We start from the raw sequence: 25,144 nt of genomic DNA, 5'->3' as shown, positions 1-25,144 counted from the left end.
GGCTACTCCTTGGCGCGCTTTTGCGCTTGCCGGGCCTCAAGCGCCGCCAGTTGTTCCGGCGTTGCCTTGCCTTGGTAGAGGTCTTTCCACTCATCGTAAGGCATGCCGTAGACGTACTCGCGGGCTTCTTCGTAAGTCAGCTGTTCACCCCGCGCTTCTGCCGCACTCACCAACCATTTGGACAGACAGTTACGGCAAAAGTCGGCCAGAATCATCAGGTCGATATTCTGCACGTCTTTATTGTCATCCAGGTGCTGTAACAGGCGGCGAAACGCAGCGGCTTCAAGCTCGGTACGGGTGGTATCGTCAAACTTGTCCATCTCTGTGACCTCTATGGTGTGAAATTAAGTTCAGCATAACAAAAGACACCGCCCGTAGGCGGTGTCTTTTGCAACATTCCAGCGCGCCTTACGAGGAGCGAGGAGCGGGTGATTCACCTGCGTCTTTTGAGGCTTTCCGGTCAGCCAGCTCCTGCTCGGAGACCGCCTGATCCTTGACCTCTTCGTACCACAGATTGTGGTGCTCCTTGGCCCAGGTTTCATCGACGTAGCCAGTGGTCATGCCTTCCAGCGAGCCTTCCGTACCCAGGGTACCGATGTAGATATGGCCGACCGACACGGCCGTCAGCCCCAGGGCGCCCACCGCGTGGACGAGGTTCGCCCACTGCATGGTGTCGCGTCCCTGACCGAAGTTGGGGAAGTCGAGGACAAAGCCGCTGGCAACTACCAGCAGTCCCACCGACGCAAGCAGCCAGTACCAGGCTTTTTCACCGCCATTGGCGAAGCCCGCATCCACGTGGCCTTTACCAACAAGGCCACCGCCTTTCTTGAACCATTCCAGGTCGTGCTTCTTGGGCATGTTGTCCTTGATCAGGCTGACCAGCATCACGATCAACAACACGCTGAAGATCGGCCCCAGATAGTTGTGCAGCAACTTAGAGGACGAGACCATCCAGCCCCAGAAGGCATCGCCAAACAGCCCCCGAAAGACAAACTTGCCAAACAGCAGGTTGAGACCGGTGAGCGCCAGGACGATAAACAGCGACGCCACGGACCAGTGCAAGGCACGCATGAATAGCGGCCAGCGGAACAGCTTGCGTCCCGATCGCGGCTCTTCAAGGTGTTTACGCCCGACGATGAGGTAGAACAGCGTAATGATCACGATCATGCCGCCAATCACGATCAGGCCGAAGGGTGACACCCAGCGGTTACGCCACTGACGCCAGGTTTCACCGCTGGCGTTGATCAGGTTGTAGTTACTGTCGGCTCGCGAATCACGGTAGTTGGGACCGGTCTCGCCGCTACGGACTTGTCGCCACTGGTCCGCATCGATGCCGGGCGCCGCCGTGCTCATTTCACGATTGGGGTCAGCTTCCTGGGCATGAGCTACCTGCGCCACGCCCAGACTGAACACCAGGGCGAAGGCCAACAGCAGCCAGCGCCAGACTCCTTGCCATTGAGACAGGTGCGGCACCCCACCGGGTGCCTGAGCAGTCAACTGGTTCATGGAGAGCCTCCTTACCCTTTACGGGCAGCATCATAGGCTAGGTTGTCGGCACTGGCCTGAGGGTTGTTGGACCAGGCGCCATCTTCATGGCCACGATGCACCACACGCTGACGGAAAATATCCGCCACGTCCTGGGCATCGCCTGCCAGAAGTGCCTTGGTGGAGCACATTTCCGCGCACAGCGGCAACTTGCCTTCGGCGATGCGGTTGGCGCCGTACTTCTCGTACTCTTCTTCCTTGCTTTCGGCAGGGCCGCCCGCACAGAAGGTACATTTGTCCATCTTACCGCGCTCGCCAAACGCATCCTGCTGCGGGAACTGCGGGGCGCCAAAGGGGCAGGCGTAGAGGCAGTAGCCACAGCCGATACACAGGTCTTTATCGTGCAGCACGATACCGTCGTCGGTCTTGTAGAAGCAGTCGGTCGGGCACACCGCCATGCAGGGGGCGTCGTCACAGTGCATGCAGGCGACCGAAATGGACATCTCGTCGGCTTCGCCGTCATTCAGTGTCACAACACGCCGACGCTGAATGCCCCATTCGACATCATTGGCATTTTTACAGGCGGTCACGCAGCCGTTGCATTCGATGCAGCGCTCGGCGTCACACATAAATTTCATTTGAGCCATGGTGTTCTCCTTATACGGTGCGGGATGTCGCCCGCACCGTGGATGCTGTCAGGTCTAGGCGAGCCTCAGGCACGCTCGATGCGGCAGATGGTGCACTTGGTCTCTTGCATCAGTGTCACCGGGTCGTAGCCATAAGTGGTCGCGGTATTGGCCGCTTCGCCGATTACGTAGGGAGCAGTGCCCTCAGGGTACATGCCCTCCAGGCTTTCGCCCTGGAACATGCCGCCAAAGTGGAATGGCATGAAGGCCACCTTGCGGTCCACGCGTGGCGTGACCATCGCCTTCACCTTCACGCGTCCGCCTTCGGCCCCTTCGACCCATACCTGGTCGCCATCGCTGATGCCGATATCATTGGCATCGGCCGGGTTGATCTCCACAAACATCTCTTGCTGAAGCTCGGCCAGCCACGACATGGAGCGCGTTTCTTCACCGCCGCCTTCGTATTCGACCAGTCGCCCGGAAGTGAGGATGATCGGGTAGTCATCCACCGAGGGGGCACCGTCCTGTACGCTCTTGTACATGGTCGGCAGGCGCATGATGGAGTCAAAGTCGTCCCAGGTCGGGTATTTGTCGACCAGGTCACGGCGGGTTGAGTAGAGCGGCTCACGGTGCTTCGGCACTGCGTCAGGGAAGGTCCACACCACTGCCCGCGCCTTGGCGTTACCGTACGGGGCGCAGCCGTGCTCGATCGCGACACGCTGAATACCGCCGGACAGATCGGTTTTCCAGTTCTTGCCTTCCGCCGCTTGTTTCTCGGCGTCGGTAAGGTCGTTCCACCAGCCAAGGTCTTTCAGCAGCTGGTCGTTGAACTCCGGGTAGCCATCGTCGATATCGCCATTCACCGGCGCGGAACCTTCAGCCAGCAGATTGACGCCGTCCCGCTCGATGCCAAACCGAGCGCGGAAGCCCATGCCGCCTTCCATCACCGGTACGCTTGGATCATAAAGATTGGGCGAGCCGGGATGATTGAACTCGGCCGTTCCCCAGCAGGGCCAGGGCAAACCGTAATAATCGCCATCCGCCGGGCCGCCTTGGGCGCGCAGGTTTTCAAAGCTGAAGGTGTGCCAGTTTTGCTGGTGTTCCTTCAGGCGCTCCGGGCTTTGACCGGTGTAGCCGACGGTCCACATGCCAGCGTTGATTTCCCGCAGGATATCTTCGATCAGCGGTTCGTCGCCGTTCATCTCATAGTTGGCGACCAGCTCGTCGCCAAAGCCGAGCTTGCGGGCGAACAGGTACATGATCTCGTGATCGGGCTTGGACTCGAACAGCGGGTCGATGACCTTGTCGCGCCACTGCAGGGAACGGTTGGTCGCCGTCACGCTGCCGGTGGTTTCGAACTGGGTCGCGGCCGGCAACAGGTACACACCGTCGGTGCGGTCGTGCATGACGGCCGCAACGGTCGGGTAGGGATCGACGATGACCATCATTTCGAGCTTTTTCATGGCCTGCTGCATTTCGACGCCGCGGGTCTGGGAGTTGACCGCGTGACCCCAATAGAACATGGCCTTGAGCGCCGTACGCTGGGAGATGTTCTCGTCTTCTTCCAGCACGCCGTCCACCCAGCGCGACACGGTGATACCGGCGCTGTTCATGGGCTTGCCATCGTTGTACTCGGTATCGTCGAAGCGGCCCTGCAGCCACTCGTAATCAACGTTCCAGACGTTGGACCAGTGCTGCCAAGCGCCTTCCGAGAGACCGTAGTACCCTGGCAGCGAATCGGAACCCAGCCCCAGGTCGGTCGCCCCCTGCACGTTGTCGTGACCGCGCAGGATGTTGGCACCGCCACCGGCCACGCCGATGTTACCCAGCGCGAGCTCGAGGATGCAGTAAGCGCGGGTATTGTTGTTACCCGTGGTGTGCTGGGTACCGCCCATGCACCAGACGACACACCCCGGACGGTTTTCGGACAGGGTCTTGGCCACGTCGAACATGTCCTGTTCGCTGACCCCGGTGATGTCCTCAACGACGCTCGGCGGGAAGTTGGCTACCTCAGCGCGTACATCGTCCATGCCGTAAACGCGCTGGTTGATGTATTCGCTGTCTTCCCAGCCGTTTTCAAAGATGTGCCACAGCAGACCCCAGACGTAGGCAACGTCGGAACCCGGACGCAGGCGCACGTATTTGTTGGCCTTGGCGGCCGTACGCGTGAAGCGCGGGTCGGCCACAATGATCTGGCAGTTGTTGCGTTCCTTGGCAATCAGGAAGTGCTGCATTGCCACCGGGTGCGCTTCGGACGGGTTCGAGCCAATGAACAGGATCGCCTTGCTGTTGTGCGTGTCGTTGAGCGAGTTGGTCATCGCCCCATAACCCCAGGTATTGGCAACCCCGGCCACGGTCGTGGAGTGACAGATACGCGCCTGGTGGTCGGTGTTGTTGGTGCCCCACATGGAGGCAAGCTTGCGCATCAGGTACGCCTGCTCGTTGTTGAACTTGGCCGAACCAAGCCAGTAAACGCTGTCGGGGCCGTGCTCGTCGCGCAGCTCAAGCAGCTTGTCGCCAATCTCGTTGACGGCATCTTCCCAGCTCATGCGCTCCCATTCGCCGCCTACCAGCTTCATGGGGTACTTCAAACGGCGGCTGGAATGGCCGTGCTGGCGTAGCGAAGCGCCTTTCGCACAGTGGGCACCACGGTTGATCGGGTGGTCAAAGGCCGGCTCTTGCTTGGTCCAGATCCCCTCTTGCACTTCGGCATACACGCCGCAGCCCACCGAGCAGTGCGAACAGATCGTGCGCTTGGTTTCCACGGGGGAATCCAGCACCGGCGTTTTGTCAGCCGATTCCGCGCGACGCATCATGGGCGCGCCCATAAAGCCTAGTGCGGCCACACCGCCCGTCGCTACGCCGCTGCGCTGTATAAACTGGCGGCGCGAAATACCCAGGCCGGGTGCTTTGGGAGTGTCTGTTTTGCGAGTTAAACGCATGGCAATTCTCCTGGCATTCCGCCGTCAGTCACGCAAGGAAGCGTAAAAAGCACGGACGTGATCGGTCTCACGATAATTGGTTGTTGGTTTTTCAACGTCGCTGGGAGCGCTATCGGCTTGCGCCAGGGTGACGTGTCCGACCGTAGCGGCCGCGCCTGCAGCGGCTGTTCCCAAACCTACGGTTTTCATGAACCGGCGGCGCTCAGGATTATGTGACTGTTGCATGGTGCTCTCCTCTCTTGCCATGGCCGTTGGCCGTTTTATCTTATGCTATGGCTGCTGCGCGCTCACCGGTGGGCGAATCAACGCATTAGCGCGTCACGTCAAGGTTCCACAATGTTGACTGGGGCATGGCTCGCCTCGATTGCCAGACGATCCTCTTCGCTTGTCATGAAAGCACTGCCCAACTGCCCGAGCGCTGCATAAAAAGCGGTATCGACTTGCCCTAAGTCGTCAAAACAGTCGCTTGCCCAAGGGGCAAGGTGATGCATAAAGAAGTGCGCCTGGTCGGGGCTCGTCGCGTCGATCAGCATGGCCATCACCTCGCACAGCGCGGCCAGGTGATCTTCGGGATCCTTTGTGTGCTCGCTGCGCTCGAAGCCCAGCGCACCAAGATCGCGACGTAGCGCGACCAGTGCCGCCTCCATCAGTTCACCGTTGCGGTACCAGGAGGCATAGGGCACCACATCGCCCTGGATCACGCCGACCAGATGACCAAAGTGCGCTCGCTTCAGGCTCGCTGCGTCAACGCTGTTCGCGGCTTGACTGAGCCCATGCCAGCATTCGGCCAGGCGGCTGCCGTCCTGCTCGATATCGAGCGACGCCAGCCAGCCAAGCAGCTCTTCGGTGGGCGCTTCGCGCAATAGCGCGGCGATAAGCCGGTAGATATCTGCTCGTAACGCATCGGCTTCGCTTAATGTCGGGGCAGCTTGCGTCATGGCTTATACCTTCAACTGGGCGTCGGGATCACGAATCATGGTTTTCCATACGTCTTTCACCCGACAGTCTTCGCACATCTCCAGGCGCAGCATGGCGTCGCCTGCAAAATAGGGATGATCAGCCAGCTTGGCCTTGATATTGGCGACCGTGCTCGCCGTGGCAAACGGCTTGCCGCAGCCGATGCACTCAAAGGGCGCTTCTTCGTGACACACATGGCGAGCCTCACGCTCGGCACTGGCCAGAAAGCCGGGAGTCAGGGTAATGGCATCTTCAGGGCAGGCCTGCTCGCAGAGCCCACACTGCACGCAATCCGCTTCGCGGAAGTTCAGCGACGGCGTATTGCCACCGGATGACAGCGCAGAGGTTGGACAATTGCTGACACAAGCGTGGCACAGGGTGCAGGCATCACTGTCGACCTGAATGCCGCCGTAGGCGGCACCCTCTGGCATGGCATGTCGCTGGCCGCTGGGCTCGCCAAGTTCGCCCAGGCGCGCGAGCACGATATTCAGGCGAGCACGCTTCTCAGGCTCATTCAACGACAGTGGCTGGTCGGTCAGTGGCGTTAGCAATGGCAGCGCGTCGCGTGCCTGAGCAGCGTCAGTATCCAGCAGTTGCACGCGCTCGGGGTTATGCCCCAGCGCCGACAGCAATGTCCGAGCCTGGGCCAACTGATCGGTCAGGAAGGCGCTAAGGCGCTGAGGCATATCGGCATGTCGCTGAATGCGCACCTCTGCCGCGCCGCTGGCAAGGGCGGTTAGCCACTGGTCATGACCGGCCGCACCCAGTTCTTCCAGGGGAATATCCAGCACGTGCCCGGCGGGTACTACACCCGCCGCTTTTTCGGCGTCCTGGGAATCGTGAGTGATAAAGCGCAGTACCGGTGCTTGACCGCCCGCCTCGCGGTAGGCGGCCAGCCAGCTTGAGAGCGTGTCCTGCTGGCGGCGTGTATCGGGCAAGCGAAATTCGATCGCGCCGGTGGGGCAGGCACTCGTGCAACTGCCTACGCCCTGGCACAGGTAGGGATCAATCTCGATCTGCGATTCGATACGCCCTTGATGGCTGCTGATGGCATCGGCAGGGCACACGTCCAGGCAGCGCGTGCAGCCAACATTGCCGCTGGCGGAATGCGCACAGAGATCGCTGTTGACCTGGAAATAGCGCGGCTTGTCGAATTCCCCGATCAGCTCGCCGACGCTGTCCAGCGCCTCGCGACGTCGTTCGGCATCCGTCCAGTCGAGGGTGACATAGCCCGGGGGTGGCAGCTCGCGCGCCAGTACCGGGCGAGCACTCAAGTCCAGCACCAGATCGAAGTGATCGCGATCGATCAATGCCCGGGCCAGGTTAAGCGGGCTGCCGTCATTATCAAACTGGACAGCAAAAGCGCCAAGATAACCTGAAATGCTTAACACCTCGGCCTGCCCTGGCGACATTTCATAGCGGACAAGCGGCTGTGCATGCCCCTGTGGCGCTGCGTCAGACGACAGAACGTCCTCAGAAGCGGCATCTTTGGATTCAGCGGAGTCGGCGGCGGCCTTTAGGGTCAGCAGGGTCAACGAAGCGAGCCCGCTGCCCTTCAAGGCATGGGCGGCTTTCTCGGCGGCGTCGCTCGAGCCAATCACCAACGCATGACCACGGCTGTGATAGGTCACATTGGCGGGCGTCAGATTCGCCGGCCAGGAGATGCGTTGGCGTACCGCTTCTCTGGCTTCGGCGTTACGCTGGTCGTCCAGGGACGCCAGCTGGATTCTTTGATTCATGCATTCTCACGGTCAGAGGATCATTTTTATTATATTGATGGATCATATTTTTTAGATATCTTGTCATATCGGCTGCACCAATGCATAACATTAGTACACAGCGATAAAATCATTTTTTCATTTCGCTGCTTATTGGCTCAGCTTATGGCGGTTTGGTCATTCATGCCAAGAAAAACGCACCTTGCACTTTCAACGCTGTTGTTCCGATACCAGATCAAGCCTTTGTTTTAAAAGGATTAAAAGCCGACTCATGCTTTCGTATGAGAGTTATCAGACTGGTCGTCTTGTGCCACTTCCTTCTCAGAACCAGGCGGATTGGGCGCATCGCTATCAGCGGAAGATACCTGCTCCGAATCGCCGTCTGTTGATGCTTGCTCACTCTGGGTATCGTTGGCATTGTCGGCCAGGGATTCATCGGCTTTCTTGGCCCACCGCCGCAACTTGCCCGCCAGCTCCGAGGCCATGGGTTTCAACTGCTGGCGATAGTCCAGATCGTAGTCATCCAGACCATCGCGCACATTGTAGTTACCGGTCGCCCAAAGGCGCTTTAACGCCCGCCGCCGCAGCGCTGAACTGACGCCGGGTACCATGTAGTCACTGAAATCACTGCCCGCTTCCAGCGTCTCGGGGTCGGGCAGGGTTTCATCCAGGCTACCGGGCGGGGGCGGAGCAGGCCGCACGGGCTCGCTGGCTTCAGTAGCGCCTGCCTCATGATTGTCCGCCGCTCCATCCCCGTTGGCCGGGTCCGCTTCATCCGGCGGCAGCGGTGGCTCACTGCGCTCTTTCGTCTCGGGATCTGCAACGGATGGTTGCTCGTCCGGCTCGAGCCCCCGCTTGATACGCGACCAGCGCTCTAAACGACTCATTGCGGTTTCTCCTTGGTGGGCGTTTCTTTGGCGCGCCCGGCCCCTTTGTTTTTCTTCTTGCGGATTTCCATCGGCGCTTCGCCGTGGCGGGCCAGATAGCTTTCGATCCATATCTGGATCGCCATCGGCATCGCCACTTCCAGCACCTGCTGCTCGCCATCCATCCAACCGGCTGCGACATCCTGACTCGCCGTAATCGCCGCAGGCTCGGGGGCCTGCCCGGTAAACCCGGCGCGCACGAACAGCCGTGGCGTGGCGGCCGTCAGGTTGAAGCGATAGGCAGCACGCTCGGTCATGAACAGCTGCAAGAACAGCACGTGCGGGCCCTGCTCACCCAGCGTCAGCTCACCGATACGCCATTGTGTCTGGCTGAAACGGTTGATCTGCTTGTGCTCGGCGACCAGCGTAATACTCAGTGGGCGGAGGTTATCGGTCATTACGGCGGCCCTTATGCTTTATTCGGAACGAAAGGTTCAGGTAGACAAGTAAGCCTTTCGAGCGCCATCATCGTCAACTCAAACCTTGTATGCACCATGAGGATCACGGATGCCCGCCTTGGAGCTAAGCCGAGCCCGCTTACCGGCCACCACCGAGATTGACGTGGTAGACGAATTTGGTGATACCCGCCGACAGGCCATTGCCGCCGAGCGGGCCTTGACCGTTTATCTCAACAAGCGTGAGATTGTCACGCTGATGACCCTTGGCGACGACCCGGAAGCGCTGGTGGTGGGCTATCTGCGTAATCAGGGGCTGCTGCGCGCCGCGTCTGATCTTTCCGTCGTTCAGGTGGACTGGGAGGTTGAAGCCGCCGTGGTCGTCACCGGCCACTTGCCTGACGACCTTGAGGCTCGCCTCAGCACCCGCACCGTCACCACCGGTTGCGGGCAGGGAACGGTATTCGGCAAGCTCCTCGATCAGACGGCACTCACCGAGCTGCCTGACACGCGGCTGGCTCAGTCCACGCTCTACGCGCTGCTGCAAAATCTCAATGCCTATAATGAAACCTACCGTAGCGCCGGGGCGGTGCACGGCTGCGCGCTGTGCTGGCAAAGCGACGTACTGGATTTCGTGGAAGATGTGGGCCGCCACAACGCCGTGGATACGCTGGCAGGCCGCCAGTGGCTGCAACAGGCAGACAGCGCCAATGCGGATATTTTCTATACCACGGGGCGACTCACCTCAGAAATGGTGCTTAAGGTCGCCCAGATGGGCATCAGCGTGCTGGTCTCCCGCTCCGGTGTGACCCAAAAAGGCGTCGAGTTGGCGGAACGCTTTGGCGTGATGCTGATTGCCCGCGCCAAAGGCAAGCACTTTCAAGCCATTAATGCCCAGCACCGCCTCACGCTGGATGCCATCCCCGCACGCCCGCCCCGCGCCCGGGCAGCCAAACAGGAGGCACGCTAATGATTGCCATCAAGCAACTTACCGGCATGATTCTCGCCGGCGGTGAAGGCCGCCGCATGGGCGGCCGCGATAAAGGCCTCGAACCCTTTGCTGGCCTGCCGTTGATTGCTCACGTCATTCAGCGTTTCGATGGCCGGGTAGCCGAACTGCTGATCAACGCCAACCGCAACAGCGACGCCTACGAGTTGTTCGCTGACCGTGTCATTGAAGACGCCGAAGGCGGTTTCAAAGGGCCGCTGATGGGTATCTACAGTGGCTTACGGGCGGCGAAAACGCCCTGGCTGCTGGTGGCGCCCTGCGACTCCCCGGCGCTGCCCAACGACCTGGTGGCACGCATGGTGGCGGGCATCGGCGAGCATGATATCGGCGTTGCCTTTGACGGTGAACGCCTGCACCCCGTGGTGGCCTTGATTCGCACCTCCCTGGCAGAGGATCTGGCAACAACACTGGCCGATGGGGAACGCAAGATCGACCGTTGGTATGCCCGCCATGCCTGGTGCAGGGTCGATATGTCTGACTGCCCGGACGCCTTTGCCAACCTCAACACCGAAGAAGAGAAAATCCGCCTGGAAACAGCGCTTGGCAATGACGCCAGCGCGAAAAAGGCCGCCACATGACGCTTTCCTGTTTCGAGCTCGGCGAGCAGATGCTCAGTGTGAGCGAGGCGCGAACAGCGCTCGCCACCCTGATCGAACGGCCCCTGGGCAGTGAGTGCGTCGCCCTCGCGAATGCCCATGGTCGGCGCCTTGCGGAAGACATTACCGCCACGATCAACGTACCGCAGAATACCAATGCGGCGATGGACGGTGTGGCACTGGCCTGGGAAAACAGCGCTCAAACCCACTGGGCACTGGCAGGCGATGCCTTTGCCGGGCAGGCGTTTGCGGGCAACGTCGCTGCCGGGCAGTGTGTGCGTATTACGACCGGCGCGCCGCTGCCGCCCGGCACCGATACGGTCATCATGCGTGAGCAGCTGGTCGAGCATCACGACAGCGTGGTCATTGAAGCGCCTGAGCGTGTCAAACGTGGCCAGAACGTGCGCCAGGCGGGAGAGGACATCACGATCGGCGACGTCGCGCTGCCCGCTGGCACGCGTTTAGACGCCGCGGCCCTCGGGCTGGCCGCCTCTCTGGGGTGGGCACGAGTACCTGTTTATCAGCGCCCCAGGGTGGCGATTTTCTCGACCGGCAACGAAGTCACGGCCCCTGGCGACCCGCTGCCCGGCGACGGTATTTATGACGCCAACCGCTTTACCCTGACAGGGCTGCTCATCGAACAGGGCGCTGAGGTCATTGACCTTGGCATCTTGCCGGACGACTTTACCGCGCTGACGGAAACCCTGGCAGACGCCGCGGCGAAAAGTGACCTGGTGATTTCCAGTGGCGGCGTTTCGGTGGGCCATGCCGATTTTACCCGTGATGCCCTCGAGCACCTTGGGCGGCTGGCGCTCTGGCGGGTGGCCCTGCGCCCGGGGCGCCCCATGGCCTGCGGCTGGCTGGGCGCGGCGCGTACGCCTTTCGTCGGCCTGCCCGGCAATCCCGTGGCCGTCATGGTAACCTACCTGCAGTTCGTGGTGCCGTTGCTGCAGCGGCTCCACGGTCGGCCGGTGACGCCACCGCGCCGACTCCAGGCGGTTGCCGACGACACACTGAAAAGTCGCTTTCAACGGACAGACTTTCTCCGTGGCGTCTACCATAATGATAAAGACGGACGGCTACACGTTCGCAGCACCGGTGCCCAGGGGTCGGGCATTTTAACCTCAATGGTGGCCGCTAACTGTTTGATAGAGTTAGCCGATGACCAGGACGGCGCGCAACCAGGTGAGGTCGTCAGCATACAACCACTAACGGACTGGCTATGACCGAGCAACTGATCGACAACTTTGGCCGCCGCATCAACTATGTGCGTATATCGGTAACCGACCGCTGCGACTTCCGCTGCGTTTACTGCATGAGCGAGGAGATGACCTTTCTGCCCCGCGCGCAGGTACTGACGCTGGAAGAGTTGGCCATGGTCGCCCGCGCCTTTACCGAGCTCGGCGTCGAGAAAATCCGCCTCACCGGCGGCGAACCCCTGGTACGCCGTGATATCACCCAATTGGTGGATGAGATCGGCACGATGCCGGGCCTCAACGACTTCACCATGACCACCAACGGCGCCAGCCTGCGCAAGCACGCCAAGCAGCTCTACGCCGGTGGCATGCGGCGTCTCAACATCAGCCTGGACTCGCTTGACCCGGAACGTTTCAAGCAGCTCACCCGCACCGGCGACCTGGAAAAGGTGATCGATGGTATCCACGCTGCCAAGGAAGCAGGCTTCGAGCGCATCAAGCTCAACGCGGTTATTCTCAAGGGCCGCAATGAAGATGAAGTGCTGGATCTGGTCGACTTTGCCCGCCGCGAAGGGCTGGATATCAGCTTTATCGAGGAAATGCCGCTGGGCGACGTCTCCGACCACTCCCGTGCGGAAACCTTCTACTCGAGCGACGATGTCCAGGCGCTGATCGAAACCCGCTATCCGCTGATCGCCACCCCGGAAACCACGCCCGGCCCGTCACGCTATTTCCGCATGGCCGACAGCAACAGCCGTATCGGCTTTATCTCGCCGCACAGCCATAATTTCTGCGATACCTGCAACCGCGTACGCGTCACCGTCGAAGGACGCCTGCTGCTGTGCCTGGGCAACGAGCATTCGGTGGATCTGCGTGCGGTATTGCGTCGTCACCCGGGTGATATGCAGGCGCTCAAGAACGCCATCATCAATGCCTTGCCGCTCAAGCCCGAGCGCCATCACTTCACCACCGATGGCGATGTTCAGGTGGTGCGCTTCATGAACATGACCGGCGGCTAACGGTGTCAGGGTTAACCAATGTGCCGGTGCATATCATCACCGGCTTTCTGGGCAGTGGCAAAACATCGCTTATCCACAGCCTGATCGAGCAAAAGCCTGTGGATGAAAAATGGGCGATTCTGGTCAACGAGTTTGGCCAGATCGGCATCGACCAGGCAATGTTTGAAGCGCGCGACGATGTGGTGGTTAAAGGCTTGCCGGGTGGTTGCCTGTGTTGCCAGTTGGCCTTCGTGATGCAGGCCGCTCTGGTCAATCTGTTGTCGCGTAGCCAACCTGACCGGGTGATCATCGAGCCTTCCGGCCTTGGTCATCCGGCAGGGTTGGTGGATCTGCTGCGTAGCGAGGCGTTTCAGGGTGTCGTAGACGTACGCGATATTGTGACGACGCTCGATCCACGTCGCCTGGATGAGCCACGCGTGGTCGCCCACGAAACCTTCCGCGACCAGCTCGAGATTGCCGACGCCATTGCCCTAACCATGCGCGACCAAAGCACCGCCGAGCAGCTCAGTGCGGCCCACGCCTTCGTTGCCGAACGTTGGCCACCGCGCAAGTGGGTCCATGAGGTCGATCATGGCCGGCTGCCACTGGCACGCCTGCTGGAAAGCGGCAGCGCTCAACGCGACGCGCTTGAAACGCCTGCGGCTCACCAACCACTGTCCGCCACTCCCAGCCTCGAAGGCGGCTTTTTCGACTTCCCGCCCGCTCCTGGCACGCCACAATGTGAAACCGGTGCATCGCTGGGTTACACAAGTATCGGCTTGCGCTGGCACCCGAGTGACTGCTTTGACCTGGACCGCCTGGCCGCCTATTTCGGCGAGCTTTCCCGGGACATGCGGATCAAGGGCGTCTTCCACACCCATGATGGCTGGCGACAGCTCAACCGCGCAGATGGCACGCTAAGCGTCACGCCATCCACCTGGCGTCAGGACTCACGCCTGGAAATCATTGCCCCCGAATCATCCTCTCCTCATATGCCCAGCGCTGAATCACTCAAAGCGGCGCTCGCCGACACCTTGAAAAGCTAAGGACTCATGCCTCAGCCACGCCTCAAGGACGTCCAGGGGCATGGGCTGCCCGAACAGGAAGCCTTGGTAAGTTTGGCAGCCATGGGCCGAAAGCCACGCCTGCTGGGCGTCGCTCTCGACGCCTTCGGCCACGATCTCCAGCGACAGGCTTTGTGCCAGCGCAATGGTGCTCTCCACGATGGCGGCATTCGCCTTGCTGTCGATCACCTGTTGGACAAAGGATTGATCGATTTTTAGCTGATCCAGAGGCAGGTGCGCCAAATAGGCCAGCGATGAGTAACCGGTGCCATAATCATCCAACGAAAAACGCACGCCCTGCTGCTTGAGTTGCCGCATTTTCTCACGGGCATCATCGCGCTCTTCGACAAAGAGCGACTCCGTCACTTCCAGTTTCAGTCTGTGACTGGGCGCGCCCGTGCGCTGCAATATCGACTCCACCTTGTTGACGAAATCGACCTGCCGGAACTGCAGTGGGCTGACGTTGACCGCCACGCTCAACTCGGCAAACCCAGGCTGATGGGCCCACTGTGCCAATTGCTGACAGGCCGCCTCCAGCACCCAATCACCTACCGGGTTGATCAGCTCGGTCGATTCGAGTAGGGGAATGAACTCGCCAGGCATGACCAATCCGCGTTCGGGATGCTGCCAACGCAGCAGACCTTCGACCCCTATGCAGCGGCCCTCCTGGTCAATTTGAGGCTGATAATGCAGCCGCCATTCTTCATTCGCCAACGCTTGACTCAGTTCGTTTTCCAGGCGAACCCGTGCCAACAACTCGGCTTGCATGGTAGGGTCAAAAAAGCTCAAGGCGCAGCGACCACTGCTTTTGGCCTGGAAAAGCGCCATGTCCGCCTGCTGCAAGTAATCATCGACTGAGCTGGCGTGGTCGTTTACCACCGTAATCCCGATACTTGCCGTGACGTTAAGGCTCTCGCCCCGGATCATCACCGGCAGTCGAATCAAGTCTTGAAGTTTCTGCGCGATATTTTCGGCAAGTTCAGCAGTGTGCTCCCGGCTTTGACTCATGCCTTCGATCAGCACGGCGAATTCATCGCTCCCCAGCCGTGCCAGGGTGTCCGTTTCACGCAGCGTTTGCCCCATTAAACGGGCGAGATGCTGCAGCAGTTGATCACCAACGTAGTGGCCCAGGGTATCGTTGATTTGCTTGAAGTTATCGATATCGATAAACAGCAAGGCACCCCAGCGAGCATGACGATTCACGTCCTTTAACGCCGCCTCCATGCGATCCATGAACAGACGCCGATTGGCAAGCCCGGTCAACGGGTCGTAAAACGCCAGCTGGTGAATTTCCTGCTCTGCCGCTTTACTCTCGCTAATGTCGCTCATGGTGGCCACGTAATGAGTCAGGGCGCCTTGCGGGTCGTAAACGGCACTAATGGTCAGCCATTCGGGAAACACATCGCCATTCTTGCGGCGGCTCCAGATTTCTCCTTCCCAACTGCCGGCTACCTGAACCCGCTGCCATAATTTGCGGTAGAAAGCGGCATCATGTCGGCCAGAGTTCAATATCCGCGTGCTTTTACCCACCAGCTCGTCTTCGCTATAGCCGGTAATCCGCGTAAAGGTGTTGTTGACTTTCAAAACATGGCCGTTTGCATCGGCAATCAACATGCCCAGATGGGTCTGGAAGGCCGTGGCGGAGATGCGCAGTTCCGCTTCACTTTGGTGTAACCGATGTTCAAAGCGCAGCCGGTTAAGGTAGTGACGCACGCCCCAGGCGCCCAGCAGCGCAATCAGCAGCATTACGCCTGCCAGTATACCGGCACGCTGTCGCCAGTTGGCCAACTGAAGCTGGACGTCTTCGCCTACGACCACGAGCAGCGGCAACTCTTCTATCCACTGCATCTGAAACAGGCGTTCGCGCTGGTCCAGCGGGGAGGTCAAACGCAGCGACCATGTATCAGCCCCGCGCTCAAGCATCATGCGTGTCTCGGGGCTTTCCACCTGCCACCCGGCGGTGATGGGTTCCTCAAGGGGGGGTAAACGGGCAATCAGCTTTAGCTCGCTATCCACCAGCGCAATACTCTCACCACTGGATAAGCCCAGCCTTTTCAGGGCACGCTCAAAGACAAGGGGCGATATACGCGCCACCGCAATGCCGCCAAACTCGCCGTTGTCACGGGTCAAGCGCCGCGCTTGATAGAGGTAATACTGTTCATCATCCGATGCCGAGTAGAGCGGCGTCACCATTTTGGTGCGATCATCCTGATCACGAAAGGCTTTAAAAAACGCGCTGCCGCTGAGATCAAGCCCCACCAGGTTGGCTCGCAGCGCGCTGGCTTGGACAATGCCGTTGGCATCGATAATGCCGATATCATCAATCCAATCGACGGAACGCGTTCGGTTACGTAGTACCTGCTGAATAGACGAAGGCGCGTCCTGCGGCGGAATGCCCTGCACCTGTACAAGTTCGGCAATACTCAACAGCGCTTGGCCGCTCTGCGCGAAAACGCCTTTCGCCCACTCGGTCACGACATCGGCACGGGCCGCGTTGCGCGTTTCAAGAGCTTGAATTTCCTGTCGATACTGTTCGTAGAGTACCCACACAAAGATACTCAGGAGCAGCAACAGCGCCACCCCGTAAAGCGTTAAAGCACCACGGCGCTGCTGGCGATACTTCTTCGCCAAATCGGCCGATAACGGGGTAACAGGTTGTGGCATTGCGCGGGCGCCTTGTCATAAAGTGGCACTAAACAAACAGAACCGTCCTAACATAAGCTCAAACGTCGATGATATTGAAGAACTATTTTTGAAAAGTACATCGGCCTTTTTCGATTCCTCTATCATTAAATCAACTGATTACCCGCCATGAGAGCTTGATATGCCCGCGCTTGGTCAAATGAGCGACTATGAGATTCGCCTGATTCGTGTTTTTCAAACGGTGGTGGAGTGCGGTGGCTTTACGGCGGCCGAGACCACGCTGGGCATCAGCCGGTCAGCAATCAGCCAGCATATGAACGACCTGGAAGGGCGGCTGGGCTTTTCGCTGTGTCAGCGAGGACGTGGCGGGTTCAGCCTGACCGAAGAAGGCAAGGAGATTTATCAGGCAGGCCTGACGCTGATTTCCGCGCTGGAAACCTTCAAAAGTGATGTCAACGCGCTGCATCACACCATCAGGGGCGAGCTGAATATCGGCATTACCGACAATCTGGTGACGCTACCCGCCATGAATGTCACCCATGCATTGGCCAGACTCAGCGCCCCGGAGCACGATGTCACGCTGAACATACACATGGAGCCCTCGGATGCGGTGATTCGCAGCGTGATGGATGGCCACCTGCATGTCGGGGTCGTGCCCGCGGTCAACCTGCCCACCAGCCTGGATACTCAGCATCTCTACGATGAACCTTCCTTCCTGTACTGCTCGGTGGGGCACCCGTTGTTCGATAAGGCCAGCGATCGCCTCACGCTGGCCGAGCTTGCGTACCATCCCGCCATATCGCCCCGCTATCCGCTGCCCGCTGAGGCACGCCAGGCCCACGATGCCCTCAACCTGCGCGCCTCCGCGTCTGACCGTGAGGGCGCGGCATTTTTGATTCTCACCGGACGTTTTATTGGTTTTCTTCCCGAGCACGTCGCGGATCAATGGGTCTCGGCCGGCAAAATGCGCGCCCTGAACAGCACAAGCCAGCACTACCGTATCCCCTTTGTGCTCATTGCCCGCCGCGACCGCCGCCCCAACCGTGTCGTTGACGCCTTTTTAAACTTCATCGATACGCCACAAACGCCAACACCCGGCATCTAGCCGGGTGTTGGTGAGGCATCTTGGTAAAGTGCGTGTCGCGCGACTAGGGGAGTTGCTCGGCAGGCTCCTTGTCCGCCACCGGCGACGGCCCCACCGACGGTGCGGAGGAAAGCACCTGACTGGCGACATAGTAAACGATCGCGCCAAGCGCCGAGCCGGTAAACCAGCCGTAGTCATAGAACCAGTACATCGTGCCGGTGGTCAGCGAAATCAGTGTCAGCGCCACGGGCACGCCAAAGGCGATAAAACCGGCAATATTGACAGCCGGATACGCATGGCTGTCCATATACAGGCTGGGCACATCCAGACGCTGCTTTTTAATCAGGAAGTAATCCACGGCCATGATACCGGCGATCGGGCCCAGCAGGCTGGAATACCCCAGCAGCCAGTTGGAGTACATCTGTTCAAGCGATACTCCCGGGGGAATGATGCCCGCTTTTTGTAGCAGGTCGTACCCCATCAGCAGCACACCCACCGCGCCAGTTAGAAGAACGCCTCGAGTCTGGTTGATCAATTTGGGCGCAATATTCTGGAAATCGTTGGTGGGTGAAACAATGTTCGCCGCCGTATTCGTCGAGAGGGTTGCGACGATAATCAACAACATCGCCAATACGACCCAAAACGGGCTATCGATCATGCCAATCAGATTGACCGGATCGGCAATCGTTTGCCCTACCAGCGACTCAGAGGCAGCGGTCATCACCACGCCCAGCGAGGCAAAGAAAAACATCGTCAGCGGCAGGCCGATCACCTGCCCGGCAATCTGGTCTTTCTGGCTTTTGGCAAAGCGACTGAAGTCAGGAATATTAAGCGACAGCGTGGCCCAGAAGCCCACCATGGCAGTTAACCCGGCAAAGAAGTAGCCATACACCGACGCCCCTTCAGGACGCGATGGCGGCTGCGCCAGCAGCTCGGTCATCGAGGTGTGCGGCCACGCCCACACCATCAAGCCAATACCCACCGCCAATAGCAACGGTGCGGCCAGGGTTTCCAGCCACTTGATCGACTCCGCACCGCGAATGACCACATAAAGATTCATGGCGCCAAACACGAAAAAGCCGATGACTTCACCAACGCCGCCCAGTGCCGCCCACGCGGGTATCAGTTCCGAGAGCAGCAAGTGAATGGCCAGCCCGCCGAACATGGTTTGAATACCAAACCACCCACACCCGACCAGGGCGCGCACCAGACACGGCACGTTGGATCCAAAAATCCCGAACGAAGAGCGCAGCACAACGGGAAAAGGAATCCCGAATTTAGTACCCGGAAAAGCGTTGAGCGTGAGTGGAATCAATACAATCACGTTGGCCAGTAATATCGCGAACAACGCCTCCCCCACACTCAAGCCAAAGTAGGCGGTCAACACACCCCCAAGTGTGTAGGTGGGTACACAAATCGCCATCCCCACCCAAAGCGCGGCGATATTCCACTTAGTCCAGGTTCGTTCACTCGCCTGGGTAGGCGCGATGTCCTTGTTGAAGCGCGAGCTATCGCGAACATCGTCCCCCACATCCAATTCAATCAGCCCTTCTCGATCTACCATTTGAGAGGTTGTTTTCGTCATTGGTCTCTCCTCAGTGTCATCCTGCTTCCCAGAAAACCCTCACGGTCTGAGGTTATTTCAAGCAATAAGCGTGCCGACTAAGCCGCCCTAGGCACTTAACCTATTGATCAAAAAACTGTCTTAAAGGACAAGAATTTTATTGTTTTCGTCATCTTTCCGACTTCTGAGTCACCGAATACCCGGCGGACTCAAAAAGGCTAGATCAAAAAAAATATTTGCACCAATTTTAAACATGAAAAACTGAATTTATTTCCATAATAAAAATACAAACCACTGATTCAAAATAATTAATTTAAAAATCCAAAACAGTGCGCACCTTCACCAGATTAGGGCTTCCTCAATTCTAAAATAAAAAAATCAATTTAACTCAATGAGTTAAACTCCATCTTAAAAAAACCACCAACTGACTTGCTAAAACGCACAACCTGACGATACTTTCTTAAAAGCTGTCTCAATGGTCAGTTTTTAAAACCACCCGCTTAAAACAGAACATCAAATAACATCAATATTTTGGCCTAACGCAAATAAGAGGGATTGTCTGATGCAGAAGATGAAAATCGGCCTGATTCAAATGGGCCTGAAAACCAGCACCGACCTGGAACCCGCGGCCATCCGCGACGCCATGAACGAAGCCCACCTGCCGATGATCGAGAAAGCGGCAGAACAGGGCGTGCAGGTGCTCTGCTTCCAGGAAGTGTTCAATCAGCCCTACTTTTGCCCCAGCCAGGACGGCAAGTGGTATGCCGCCGCCGAGCAGGTGCCGGAGGGCCCCACCTGCCAGATGATGCAGAAACTCGCCGCCAAGCACCGCATGGTCATCATCGTCCCCGTCTTTGAGGAAACCGAGACCGGCGTGTACTACAACACCGCCGCGGTGTTCGATGCCGACGGCAGCTACCTGGGCAAGTACCACAAAACGCATATCCCCCAGATCGCGGGCTTTTGGGAGAAGTTTTTCTTCAAGCCGGGCCAATCCAACTGGCCGGTGTTCGATACCGCCTTTGGCAAAATCGGCGTGTATATCTGCTATGACCGCCACTTCCCCGAGGGCTGGCGGGCGCTGGCACTCAACGGCGCCGAGGTGATTTTCAACCCTTCCGCCACCGTCGCCGGGCTCTCCCAATACCTGTGGGAGCTGGAGCAGCCCGCCTCGGCCGCCGCCAACGGCTGCTTTATCGCCGCCATCAACCGCGTGGGTACCGAGGCACCGTGGAATATCGGCAATTTCTACGGCTCCAGCTATATCGTTAACCCGCGCGGCAAGATCGAGGCCCAGGCCAGCGAAACCGAGGATGAACTGCTGGTCCACGAGATCGATTTGGACATGGTGCGCGAGGTACGCAACAACTGGCAGTTCTTCCGCGACCGCCGCCCGGAAACCTACACCCGTCTGACCGACGGCGAGTAGCCAGGCCACCTGATAAGCCAAGGAGCGAACAATGAGCCTATTGATCAAGGGCGGCACCATCGTCACCAATACCGATACCTACCGCGCCGACGTGCTCTGCGTCGACGGTAAAATCCACGCCATCGGCACCCATCTAGACGTTCCCGCTGATTGCGAGATCGTCGATGCCAGCGACCAGCTGGTGATGCCCGGCGGTATCGATCCTCATACCCACATGCAGCTGCCGTTCATGGGCACCGTGGCCAGCGAAGACTTCTACACCGGCACCGCGGCCGCGCTGGCGGGCGGCACCACGTCCATCATCGATTTCGTGATTCCTCAGCCAGGGCAATCGCTGCTGGAGGCTTTCGAAACCTGGCAGGGCTGGGCCGAAAAAGCCGCCACCGACTTTGCCTTCCACGTGGCGATTACCTGGTGGGACGATAGCGTGCGCGAGGAAATGGGCACCCTGGTGCAGAAGCACGGGGTCAACAGCTTCAAGCACTTCATGGCCTACAAGGGTGCCATTATGGCCACCGATGACATTCTGGTGGAAAGCTTCTCGCGCTGCCTGGAACTGGGCGCGGTGCCGACGGTGCATGCCGAAAACGGCGAGCTGGTCTATCACATGCAGCAGAAACTGCTCGCCCAGGGCATCACCGGACCGGAAGCCCACCCGCTTTCGCGCCCGCCCCAGGTGGAAGGCGAGGCGGCCAGCCGCGCCATTCGTATCGCCAGCACCCTGGGCGCACCGATTTATCTGGTGCACGTTTCCACCAAGGACGCGGTAGACGAAATTGCCTACGCCCGCGACCAGGGGCACCAGGTTTACGGCGAATGCCTGGCCGGTCATCTCATGATCGACGACAGCGTGTACCAGGATACCGACTGGGGCCGTGCCGCGGCGCATGTGATGAGCCCACCCTTCCGCCCCAAGGGCCACCAGGAAGCGCTTTGGCACGGCCTGCAGTCCGGCAACCTGCAGACCACCGCCACCGACCACTGCTGTTTCTGCGCCGACCAGAAAGCCGCGGGCAAGGACGATTTCACCAAGATTCCCAACGGCACCGCCGGGGTCGAAGACCGCATGGCCGTACTGTGGGACGAAGGCGTCAACACCGGCAAGCTGTCCCCCCAGGAATTCGTCGCCTTGACGTCGACCAACACCGCCAAGATCTTCAACCTCTACCCCCGCAAGGGCGCCATTCAGGTGGGCGCGGATGCCGATATCGTGGTGTGGGACCCCAACGGCACGCGCACGATCTCCGCCAAGACCCACCACCAGAACGTCGACTTCAACATCTTCGAAGGCAAAACGGTGCGCGGCATCCCCCGCCATACCATCAGCCAGGGCAAATGGGTGTGGCGCGACGGTGAGCTGCGCGCCGAGCGCGGCGCAGGCCGTTACCTAGAGCGCCCCGCCTACCCCGGCATGTTCGAGCTGCTGGCCAAGCGCGCCGAGCTGAATGCGCCGACGGCGGTCAAGCGCTGACCCATAAAGAACGACCAAGACCAACAGCTGTGCCCATAACAACAGCGGAGGCTCTACCGTGACTAGCCAACTGAACCATCTACCCAGCGCCAAAGAGGTCGGCACTTACGACCCATCTACGCTGGCAAGCAACTTTAGCGATCTTCACCCACCGCTGACGCACCGACAGGCGATGATCGAAAGCCAGCGCTGTCTCTACTGCTTCGATGCGCCCTGCGTGGAGGCCTGCCCGTCGGAGATCGACATCCCGAGCTTCATTCGCCAGATCAGCGAAAACAACATCAACGGCGCGGCGGAAACCATCCTGGAAGCCAACATCCTGGGCGGCAGCTGCGCCAGGGTGTGCCCAACGGAAATCCTTTGCGAGCGTAGTTGCGTGCGCAACCACGACGCCGAGTGCCAACCGGTGCTGATCGGCCTGCTTCAGCGTCACGCCACCGACAACATGCAGTTCGATGGTCACCCGTTCAAGCGGGCTGCCACCACCGGTCGGCATATTGCCGTGGTCGGCGCCGGCCCCGCTGGGCTCGCCTGCGCACACCGACTGGCGATGCTCGGCCATCAGGTAACCATCTTCGAGGCCGAGCAAAAGCCCGGCGGACTTAACGAGTACGGCATCGCCCGCTACAAGATGACCGATGACTTCGCCCGTAAGGAAGTCGAGTTTCTGCTCGAGATCGGCGGCATCGACATCCAGTACGGCCAGCGCCTGGGCGACAACCTGGAACTGGCCGCCCTGCATCAGCAGTACGACAGTGTATTTCTCGGCCTTGGGCTAGGTACCAGCCGCGCCCTGGGGCTTACCGGCGATGAAGCACCCGGCCTGATGCCCGCCGTGGACTACATCAAGACCCTGCGCCAAACCGATGACCTGGGCAGCCTAGCCGTGGCCAAGCGCTGCATCGTGATTGGCGCAGGCAATACCGCCATCGACATGGCGACCCAGATGGCCCGCCTGGGCGCCACCGAGGTGACGCTGGTCTACCGTCGCGGCGTCGAGGCGATGTCAGCCACCGACCACGAACAGGAGATCGCCAAAGCCAACGGCGTGCGCATGGTCACCTGGGCACAGCCCGACGACATCCTGCTGGACAGCCAAGGCCGGGTAGCCGGCATGCGCTTTGCCAAGACCCAGGAACAAGCGGGGCAACTGACGGCGACCGGCGACACCTTCGAGATTGCCGCCGACGCCATCTTCAAGGCGATTGGTCAGGGCTTTGAAGGGGCAAGCCTTCGCGACGCCACCGCCGCCGAACTCGCCCGCGACGGCGAGCGCATTCAGGTCGATGACATGCTGCGCACCTCGCTGCCCAACGTTTACGCCGGCGGTGACTGTGTAAAACCCGGCCAGGACCTCACCGTTCAGGCCGTGCAGCACGGCAAGCTTGCCGCCCACGCCATTCATCAGGCGCTCGTCGCCAAGCAGGAGGCCGCATGAATACCCTCAATTTTACCCCACCGGGCAAGCACGACAGCGGCGATAGCGTGGTCAACGGCGTTGATCTATCAGTCAATTTCGCCGGCATCAAAGCCCCCAACCCGTTCTGGCTGGCGTCCGCCCCGCCCACCGACAAGGCCTACAACGTGGTACGCGCCTATGAAGCGGGCTGGGGCGGCGTGGTGTGGAAAACCCTCGGCGAAGAGCCGCCCGCAGTGAACGTGTCGTCGCGCTATTCGGCCCACTACGGCAAGAACCGCGAAGTGATCGGTTTTAACAATATCGAGCTGATTACCGACCGCTCGCTTGAGATCAATCTCGAAGAAATCACCCAGGTGAAGAAGGACTGGCCCGACCGGGCATTGATCGTTTCCATTATGGTGCCCTGCAATGAAGAGGCCTGGGCCTATATACTGCCGCGCGTGGAAGCCACCGGCGCCGACGGCATCGAGCTCAACCTGGGCTGCCCCCACGGCATGCCCGAACGCGGCATGGGTGCGGCGGTGGGCCAAAACCCGGACCTGATCGAAAAAGTCACCTACTGGTGCAAGAAACACTACTCCAAACCGGTGATCGTCAAGCTGACGCCTAACATCACCGATATTCGCGTGGGCGCCCAAGCGGCACTGCGCGGCGGCGCCGATGCGGTGTCGCTGATCAACACCATCAACTCGATCACCAGCATCGACCTGGACAACATGGTCGCCAAACCCACCGTCGGCCACCAGAGCACCCACGGCGGCTACTGCGGCAGCGCCGTCAAACCCATCGCGATGAACATGGTGGCGGAAATTGCCCGCGACCCGGCGACGCCCACGCTGCCAATCTCTGGCATTGGCGGCATTGCCACCTGGCGGGATGCAGCAGAGTTTATCGCCCTGGGGGCTGGCAGCGTGCAGGTATGTACCGCGGCGATGCTCAACGGCTTTCGCATTGTGGAGGAGATGAAAGACGGCCTTTCCCGCTGGATGGCGGAAAAAGGCTACGACTCGATCGAGGCGTTCTCGCGCAAGGCGATCCCCCAGACGACCGACTGGAAGCATCTGGATATCAACTTCAAGACCATCGCCAAGATCGATCAGGACCTGTGCATCGAGTGCGGCCGCTGCTATATCGCCTGCGAGGATACCTCCCACCAGTCGATTGCCAAGCTCACCGAGCAGGATGGCGCGCGCCGCTACGAAGTCATCGAGGAAGAGTGCGTGGGCTGCAACCTGTGCCAGATCACCTGCCCGGTGGAGAACTGCATCACCATGGTGCCCCAGGAAACCGGCAAGCCCTTCCTGGCCTGGGATGACGACCCGCGCAACCCCTTCCGCGCGGCCTCTTGATTAACGCCCTATAAAACGCCAACGTCTCTACTGAGTGAGGGCGGTGGCGTTTTTCTGTGTCACCTCATCCATATGGGCCTCGGCCTGATTGAACGGCTCCCCCCCCCCGAACGTCAATGAGCGTGAACCTCCTCGCTTGACTGATCAATTCAGCGCCTTGATACATTAATGGCGGTAACAGAGACGATCACTGGATCGTCGGTTCTGCCGGAGACCAATGTGAGTTAGGGCTCAGGGGGCGAATAAATCGTTGGTTTACCTGCTCCGGGCAC

21 protein-coding genes are annotated in these 25,144 nt (G+C 59.6%); 10 read left to right on the top strand and 11 right to left on the bottom strand.

Translation table 11 applies throughout. The features are described 5' to 3' along the window. Positions 1-2 precede the first annotated feature (2 nt). From R3F64_RS06540 to R3F64_RS06500, 9 genes are all read right to left on the bottom strand, one after another. Positions 3-320, bottom strand: a complete 318-nt coding sequence (locus R3F64_RS06540) for a DUF1244 domain-containing protein (RefSeq protein WP_268901604.1) — start codon at positions 318-320, stop codon at positions 3-5. Between the two features lie 88 nt (positions 321-408). Continuing rightward, positions 409-1,506, bottom strand: a complete 1,098-nt coding sequence (locus R3F64_RS06535) for a formate dehydrogenase subunit gamma (protein WP_309781770.1) — start codon at positions 1,504-1,506, stop codon at positions 409-411. A gap of 11 nt (positions 1,507-1,517) precedes the next feature. Further along, positions 1,518-2,132: a formate dehydrogenase FDH3 subunit beta gene (fdh3B, locus tag R3F64_RS06530; protein WP_085918948.1), complete on the bottom strand. Its 615-nt coding sequence runs from the start codon at positions 2,130-2,132 to the stop codon at positions 1,518-1,520. A 65-nt stretch (positions 2,133-2,197) separates the two neighbouring features. Further along, on the bottom strand, positions 2,198-5,053 hold the full coding sequence (locus R3F64_RS06525; RefSeq protein ID WP_085918947.1) for a formate dehydrogenase subunit alpha: 2,856 nt from the start codon (positions 5,051-5,053) through the stop codon (positions 2,198-2,200). A gap of 24 nt (positions 5,054-5,077) precedes the next feature. Continuing rightward, positions 5,078-5,278, bottom strand: coding sequence for a twin-arginine translocation signal domain-containing protein (locus R3F64_RS06520; RefSeq protein WP_085918946.1), 201 nt, complete (start codon positions 5,276-5,278; stop codon positions 5,078-5,080). A 98-nt stretch (positions 5,279-5,376) separates the two neighbouring features. After that, positions 5,377-5,991, bottom strand: a complete 615-nt coding sequence (locus R3F64_RS06515) for a TorD/DmsD family molecular chaperone (protein WP_085918945.1) — start codon at positions 5,989-5,991, stop codon at positions 5,377-5,379. A gap of 3 nt (positions 5,992-5,994) precedes the next feature. Beyond that, positions 5,995-7,749, bottom strand: a complete 1,755-nt coding sequence (locus tag R3F64_RS06510; protein WP_332610530.1) for a 4Fe-4S dicluster domain-containing protein — start codon at positions 7,747-7,749, stop codon at positions 5,995-5,997. A 248-nt stretch (positions 7,750-7,997) separates the two neighbouring features. Further along, positions 7,998-8,615 carry a DUF3306 domain-containing protein gene (locus tag R3F64_RS06505; RefSeq protein ID WP_332610528.1) on the bottom strand — a complete coding sequence of 206 codons (618 nt, stop codon included), beginning with the start codon at positions 8,613-8,615 and terminating at the stop codon, positions 7,998-8,000. Beyond that, the gene (locus R3F64_RS06500; RefSeq protein ID WP_092824350.1) at positions 8,612-9,052 is read right to left on the bottom strand and encodes a DUF3305 domain-containing protein; all 441 of its coding nucleotides are present in this window, start codon (positions 9,050-9,052) and stop codon (positions 8,612-8,614) included. The genes R3F64_RS06505 and R3F64_RS06500 overlap by 4 nt, the downstream gene beginning before the upstream one ends. A gap of 109 nt (positions 9,053-9,161) precedes the next feature. On the opposite strand from R3F64_RS06500, the gene R3F64_RS06495 reads away from it, so the two are divergent. The 5 genes from R3F64_RS06495 to R3F64_RS06475 are packed head-to-tail and all read left to right on the top strand — an operon-like array spanning position 9,162 to position 13,894. Then, entirely contained in the window at positions 9,162-10,019 is an 858-nt protein-coding gene (locus R3F64_RS06495) for a formate dehydrogenase accessory sulfurtransferase FdhD (RefSeq protein ID WP_332610525.1), read from the top strand. Next, positions 10,019-10,636: a molybdenum cofactor guanylyltransferase MobA gene (gene mobA / locus R3F64_RS06490; protein ID WP_332610523.1), complete on the top strand. Its 618-nt coding sequence runs from the start codon at positions 10,019-10,021 to the stop codon at positions 10,634-10,636. The genes R3F64_RS06495 and mobA overlap by 1 nt, the downstream gene beginning before the upstream one ends. After that, a complete protein-coding gene (gene moeA / locus R3F64_RS06485) occupies positions 10,633-11,880 on the top strand; it encodes a molybdopterin molybdotransferase MoeA (RefSeq protein WP_332610521.1) in 1,248 nt (415 codons plus the stop codon). Before mobA ends, moeA begins: the two co-directional genes overlap by 4 nt. Next, positions 11,877-12,869 (top strand): GTP 3',8-cyclase MoaA, encoded by a 993-nt coding sequence (gene moaA / locus R3F64_RS06480; RefSeq protein WP_332610519.1) that lies wholly within the window; start codon positions 11,877-11,879, stop codon positions 12,867-12,869. Before moeA ends, moaA begins: the two co-directional genes overlap by 4 nt. 2 nt (positions 12,870-12,871) lie before the next feature. Next, positions 12,872-13,894 (top strand): CobW family GTP-binding protein, encoded by a 1,023-nt coding sequence (locus tag R3F64_RS06475; RefSeq protein WP_332610517.1) that lies wholly within the window; start codon positions 12,872-12,874, stop codon positions 13,892-13,894. Here the strand turns inward: R3F64_RS06475 and R3F64_RS06470 are convergent. Beyond that, the gene (locus tag R3F64_RS06470; protein ID WP_332610515.1) at positions 13,856-16,576 is read right to left on the bottom strand and encodes a bifunctional diguanylate cyclase/phosphodiesterase; all 2,721 of its coding nucleotides are present in this window, start codon (positions 16,574-16,576) and stop codon (positions 13,856-13,858) included. The genes R3F64_RS06475 and R3F64_RS06470 overlap by 39 nt on opposite strands. Before the next feature lie 160 nt (positions 16,577-16,736). On the opposite strand from R3F64_RS06470, the gene R3F64_RS06465 reads away from it, so the two are divergent. Further along, a complete protein-coding gene (locus R3F64_RS06465) occupies positions 16,737-17,660 on the top strand; it encodes a LysR family transcriptional regulator (RefSeq protein ID WP_332610513.1) in 924 nt (307 codons plus the stop codon). Positions 17,661-17,703: 43 nt separating this feature from the next. On the opposite strand, the gene R3F64_RS06460 is transcribed toward R3F64_RS06465, so the two are convergent. Beyond that, the gene (locus R3F64_RS06460; protein ID WP_332610511.1) at positions 17,704-19,224 is read right to left on the bottom strand and encodes an NCS1 family nucleobase:cation symporter-1; all 1,521 of its coding nucleotides are present in this window, start codon (positions 19,222-19,224) and stop codon (positions 17,704-17,706) included. A 541-nt stretch (positions 19,225-19,765) separates the two neighbouring features. On the opposite strand from R3F64_RS06460, the gene R3F64_RS06455 reads away from it, so the two are divergent. The 4 genes from R3F64_RS06455 to preA are packed head-to-tail and all read left to right on the top strand — an operon-like array spanning position 19,766 to position 24,872. Beyond that, a complete protein-coding gene (locus R3F64_RS06455) occupies positions 19,766-20,632 on the top strand; it encodes a nitrilase-related carbon-nitrogen hydrolase (protein WP_253025976.1) in 867 nt (288 codons plus the stop codon). Between the two features lie 31 nt (positions 20,633-20,663). After that, positions 20,664-22,103 carry a dihydropyrimidinase gene (gene hydA / locus R3F64_RS06450; protein WP_332610508.1) on the top strand — a complete coding sequence of 480 codons (1,440 nt, stop codon included), beginning with the start codon at positions 20,664-20,666 and terminating at the stop codon, positions 22,101-22,103. A gap of 58 nt (positions 22,104-22,161) precedes the next feature. Then, positions 22,162-23,541, top strand: a complete 1,380-nt coding sequence (locus R3F64_RS06445; protein WP_332610506.1) for an NAD(P)-dependent oxidoreductase — start codon at positions 22,162-22,164, stop codon at positions 23,539-23,541. Further along, entirely contained in the window at positions 23,538-24,872 is a 1,335-nt protein-coding gene (gene preA, locus R3F64_RS06440) for an NAD-dependent dihydropyrimidine dehydrogenase subunit PreA (protein WP_085919774.1), read from the top strand. Before R3F64_RS06445 ends, preA begins: the two co-directional genes overlap by 4 nt. Positions 24,873-25,144 lie beyond the last annotated feature (272 nt).

The sequence above is a fragment of the Halomonas sp. 5021 genome, assembly GCF_036663435.1.
Taxonomy (GTDB): domain Bacteria; phylum Pseudomonadota; class Gammaproteobacteria; order Pseudomonadales; family Halomonadaceae; genus Vreelandella; species Vreelandella janggokensis.
This window is presented reverse-complemented; position numbering and strand designations above follow the sequence as displayed.

Bases quoted from the DNA above. Each gene is read 5' to 3' on its own strand.
- R3F64_RS06540 (WP_268901604.1), bottom strand. From the start codon at position 320: ATGGACAAGTTTGACGATACCACCCGTACCGAGCTTGAAGCCGCTGCG.
- R3F64_RS06535 (WP_309781770.1), bottom strand. From the start codon at position 1,506: ATGAACCAGTTGACTGCTCAGGCACCCGGTGGGGTGCCGCACCTGTCT.
- fdh3B (WP_085918948.1), bottom strand. From the start codon at position 2,132: ATGGCTCAAATGAAATTTATGTGTGACGCCGAGCGCTGCATCGAATGC.
- R3F64_RS06525 (WP_085918947.1), bottom strand. From the start codon at position 5,053: ATGCGTTTAACTCGCAAAACAGACACTCCCAAAGCACCCGGCCTGGGT.
- R3F64_RS06520 (WP_085918946.1), bottom strand. From the start codon at position 5,278: ATGCAACAGTCACATAATCCTGAGCGCCGCCGGTTCATGAAAACCGTA.
- R3F64_RS06515 (WP_085918945.1), bottom strand. From the start codon at position 5,991: ATGACGCAAGCTGCCCCGACATTAAGCGAAGCCGATGCGTTACGAGCA.
- R3F64_RS06510 (WP_332610530.1), bottom strand. From the start codon at position 7,749: ATGAATCAAAGAATCCAGCTGGCGTCCCTGGACGACCAGCGTAACGCC.
- R3F64_RS06505 (WP_332610528.1), bottom strand. From the start codon at position 8,615: ATGAGTCGTTTAGAGCGCTGGTCGCGTATCAAGCGGGGGCTCGAGCCG.
- R3F64_RS06500 (WP_092824350.1), bottom strand. From the start codon at position 9,052: ATGACCGATAACCTCCGCCCACTGAGTATTACGCTGGTCGCCGAGCAC.
- R3F64_RS06495 (WP_332610525.1), top strand. From the start codon at position 9,162: ATGCCCGCCTTGGAGCTAAGCCGAGCCCGCTTACCGGCCACCACCGAG.
- mobA (WP_332610523.1), top strand. From the start codon at position 10,019: ATGATTGCCATCAAGCAACTTACCGGCATGATTCTCGCCGGCGGTGAA.
- moeA (WP_332610521.1), top strand. From the start codon at position 10,633: ATGACGCTTTCCTGTTTCGAGCTCGGCGAGCAGATGCTCAGTGTGAGC.
- moaA (WP_332610519.1), top strand. From the start codon at position 11,877: ATGACCGAGCAACTGATCGACAACTTTGGCCGCCGCATCAACTATGTG.
- R3F64_RS06470 (WP_332610515.1), bottom strand. From the start codon at position 16,576: ATGCCACAACCTGTTACCCCGTTATCGGCCGATTTGGCGAAGAAGTAT.
- R3F64_RS06465 (WP_332610513.1), top strand. From the start codon at position 16,737: ATGCCCGCGCTTGGTCAAATGAGCGACTATGAGATTCGCCTGATTCGT.
- R3F64_RS06460 (WP_332610511.1), bottom strand. From the start codon at position 19,224: ATGACGAAAACAACCTCTCAAATGGTAGATCGAGAAGGGCTGATTGAA.
- R3F64_RS06455 (WP_253025976.1), top strand. From the start codon at position 19,766: ATGCAGAAGATGAAAATCGGCCTGATTCAAATGGGCCTGAAAACCAGC.
- hydA (WP_332610508.1), top strand. From the start codon at position 20,664: ATGAGCCTATTGATCAAGGGCGGCACCATCGTCACCAATACCGATACC.
- preA (WP_085919774.1), top strand. From the start codon at position 23,538: ATGAATACCCTCAATTTTACCCCACCGGGCAAGCACGACAGCGGCGAT.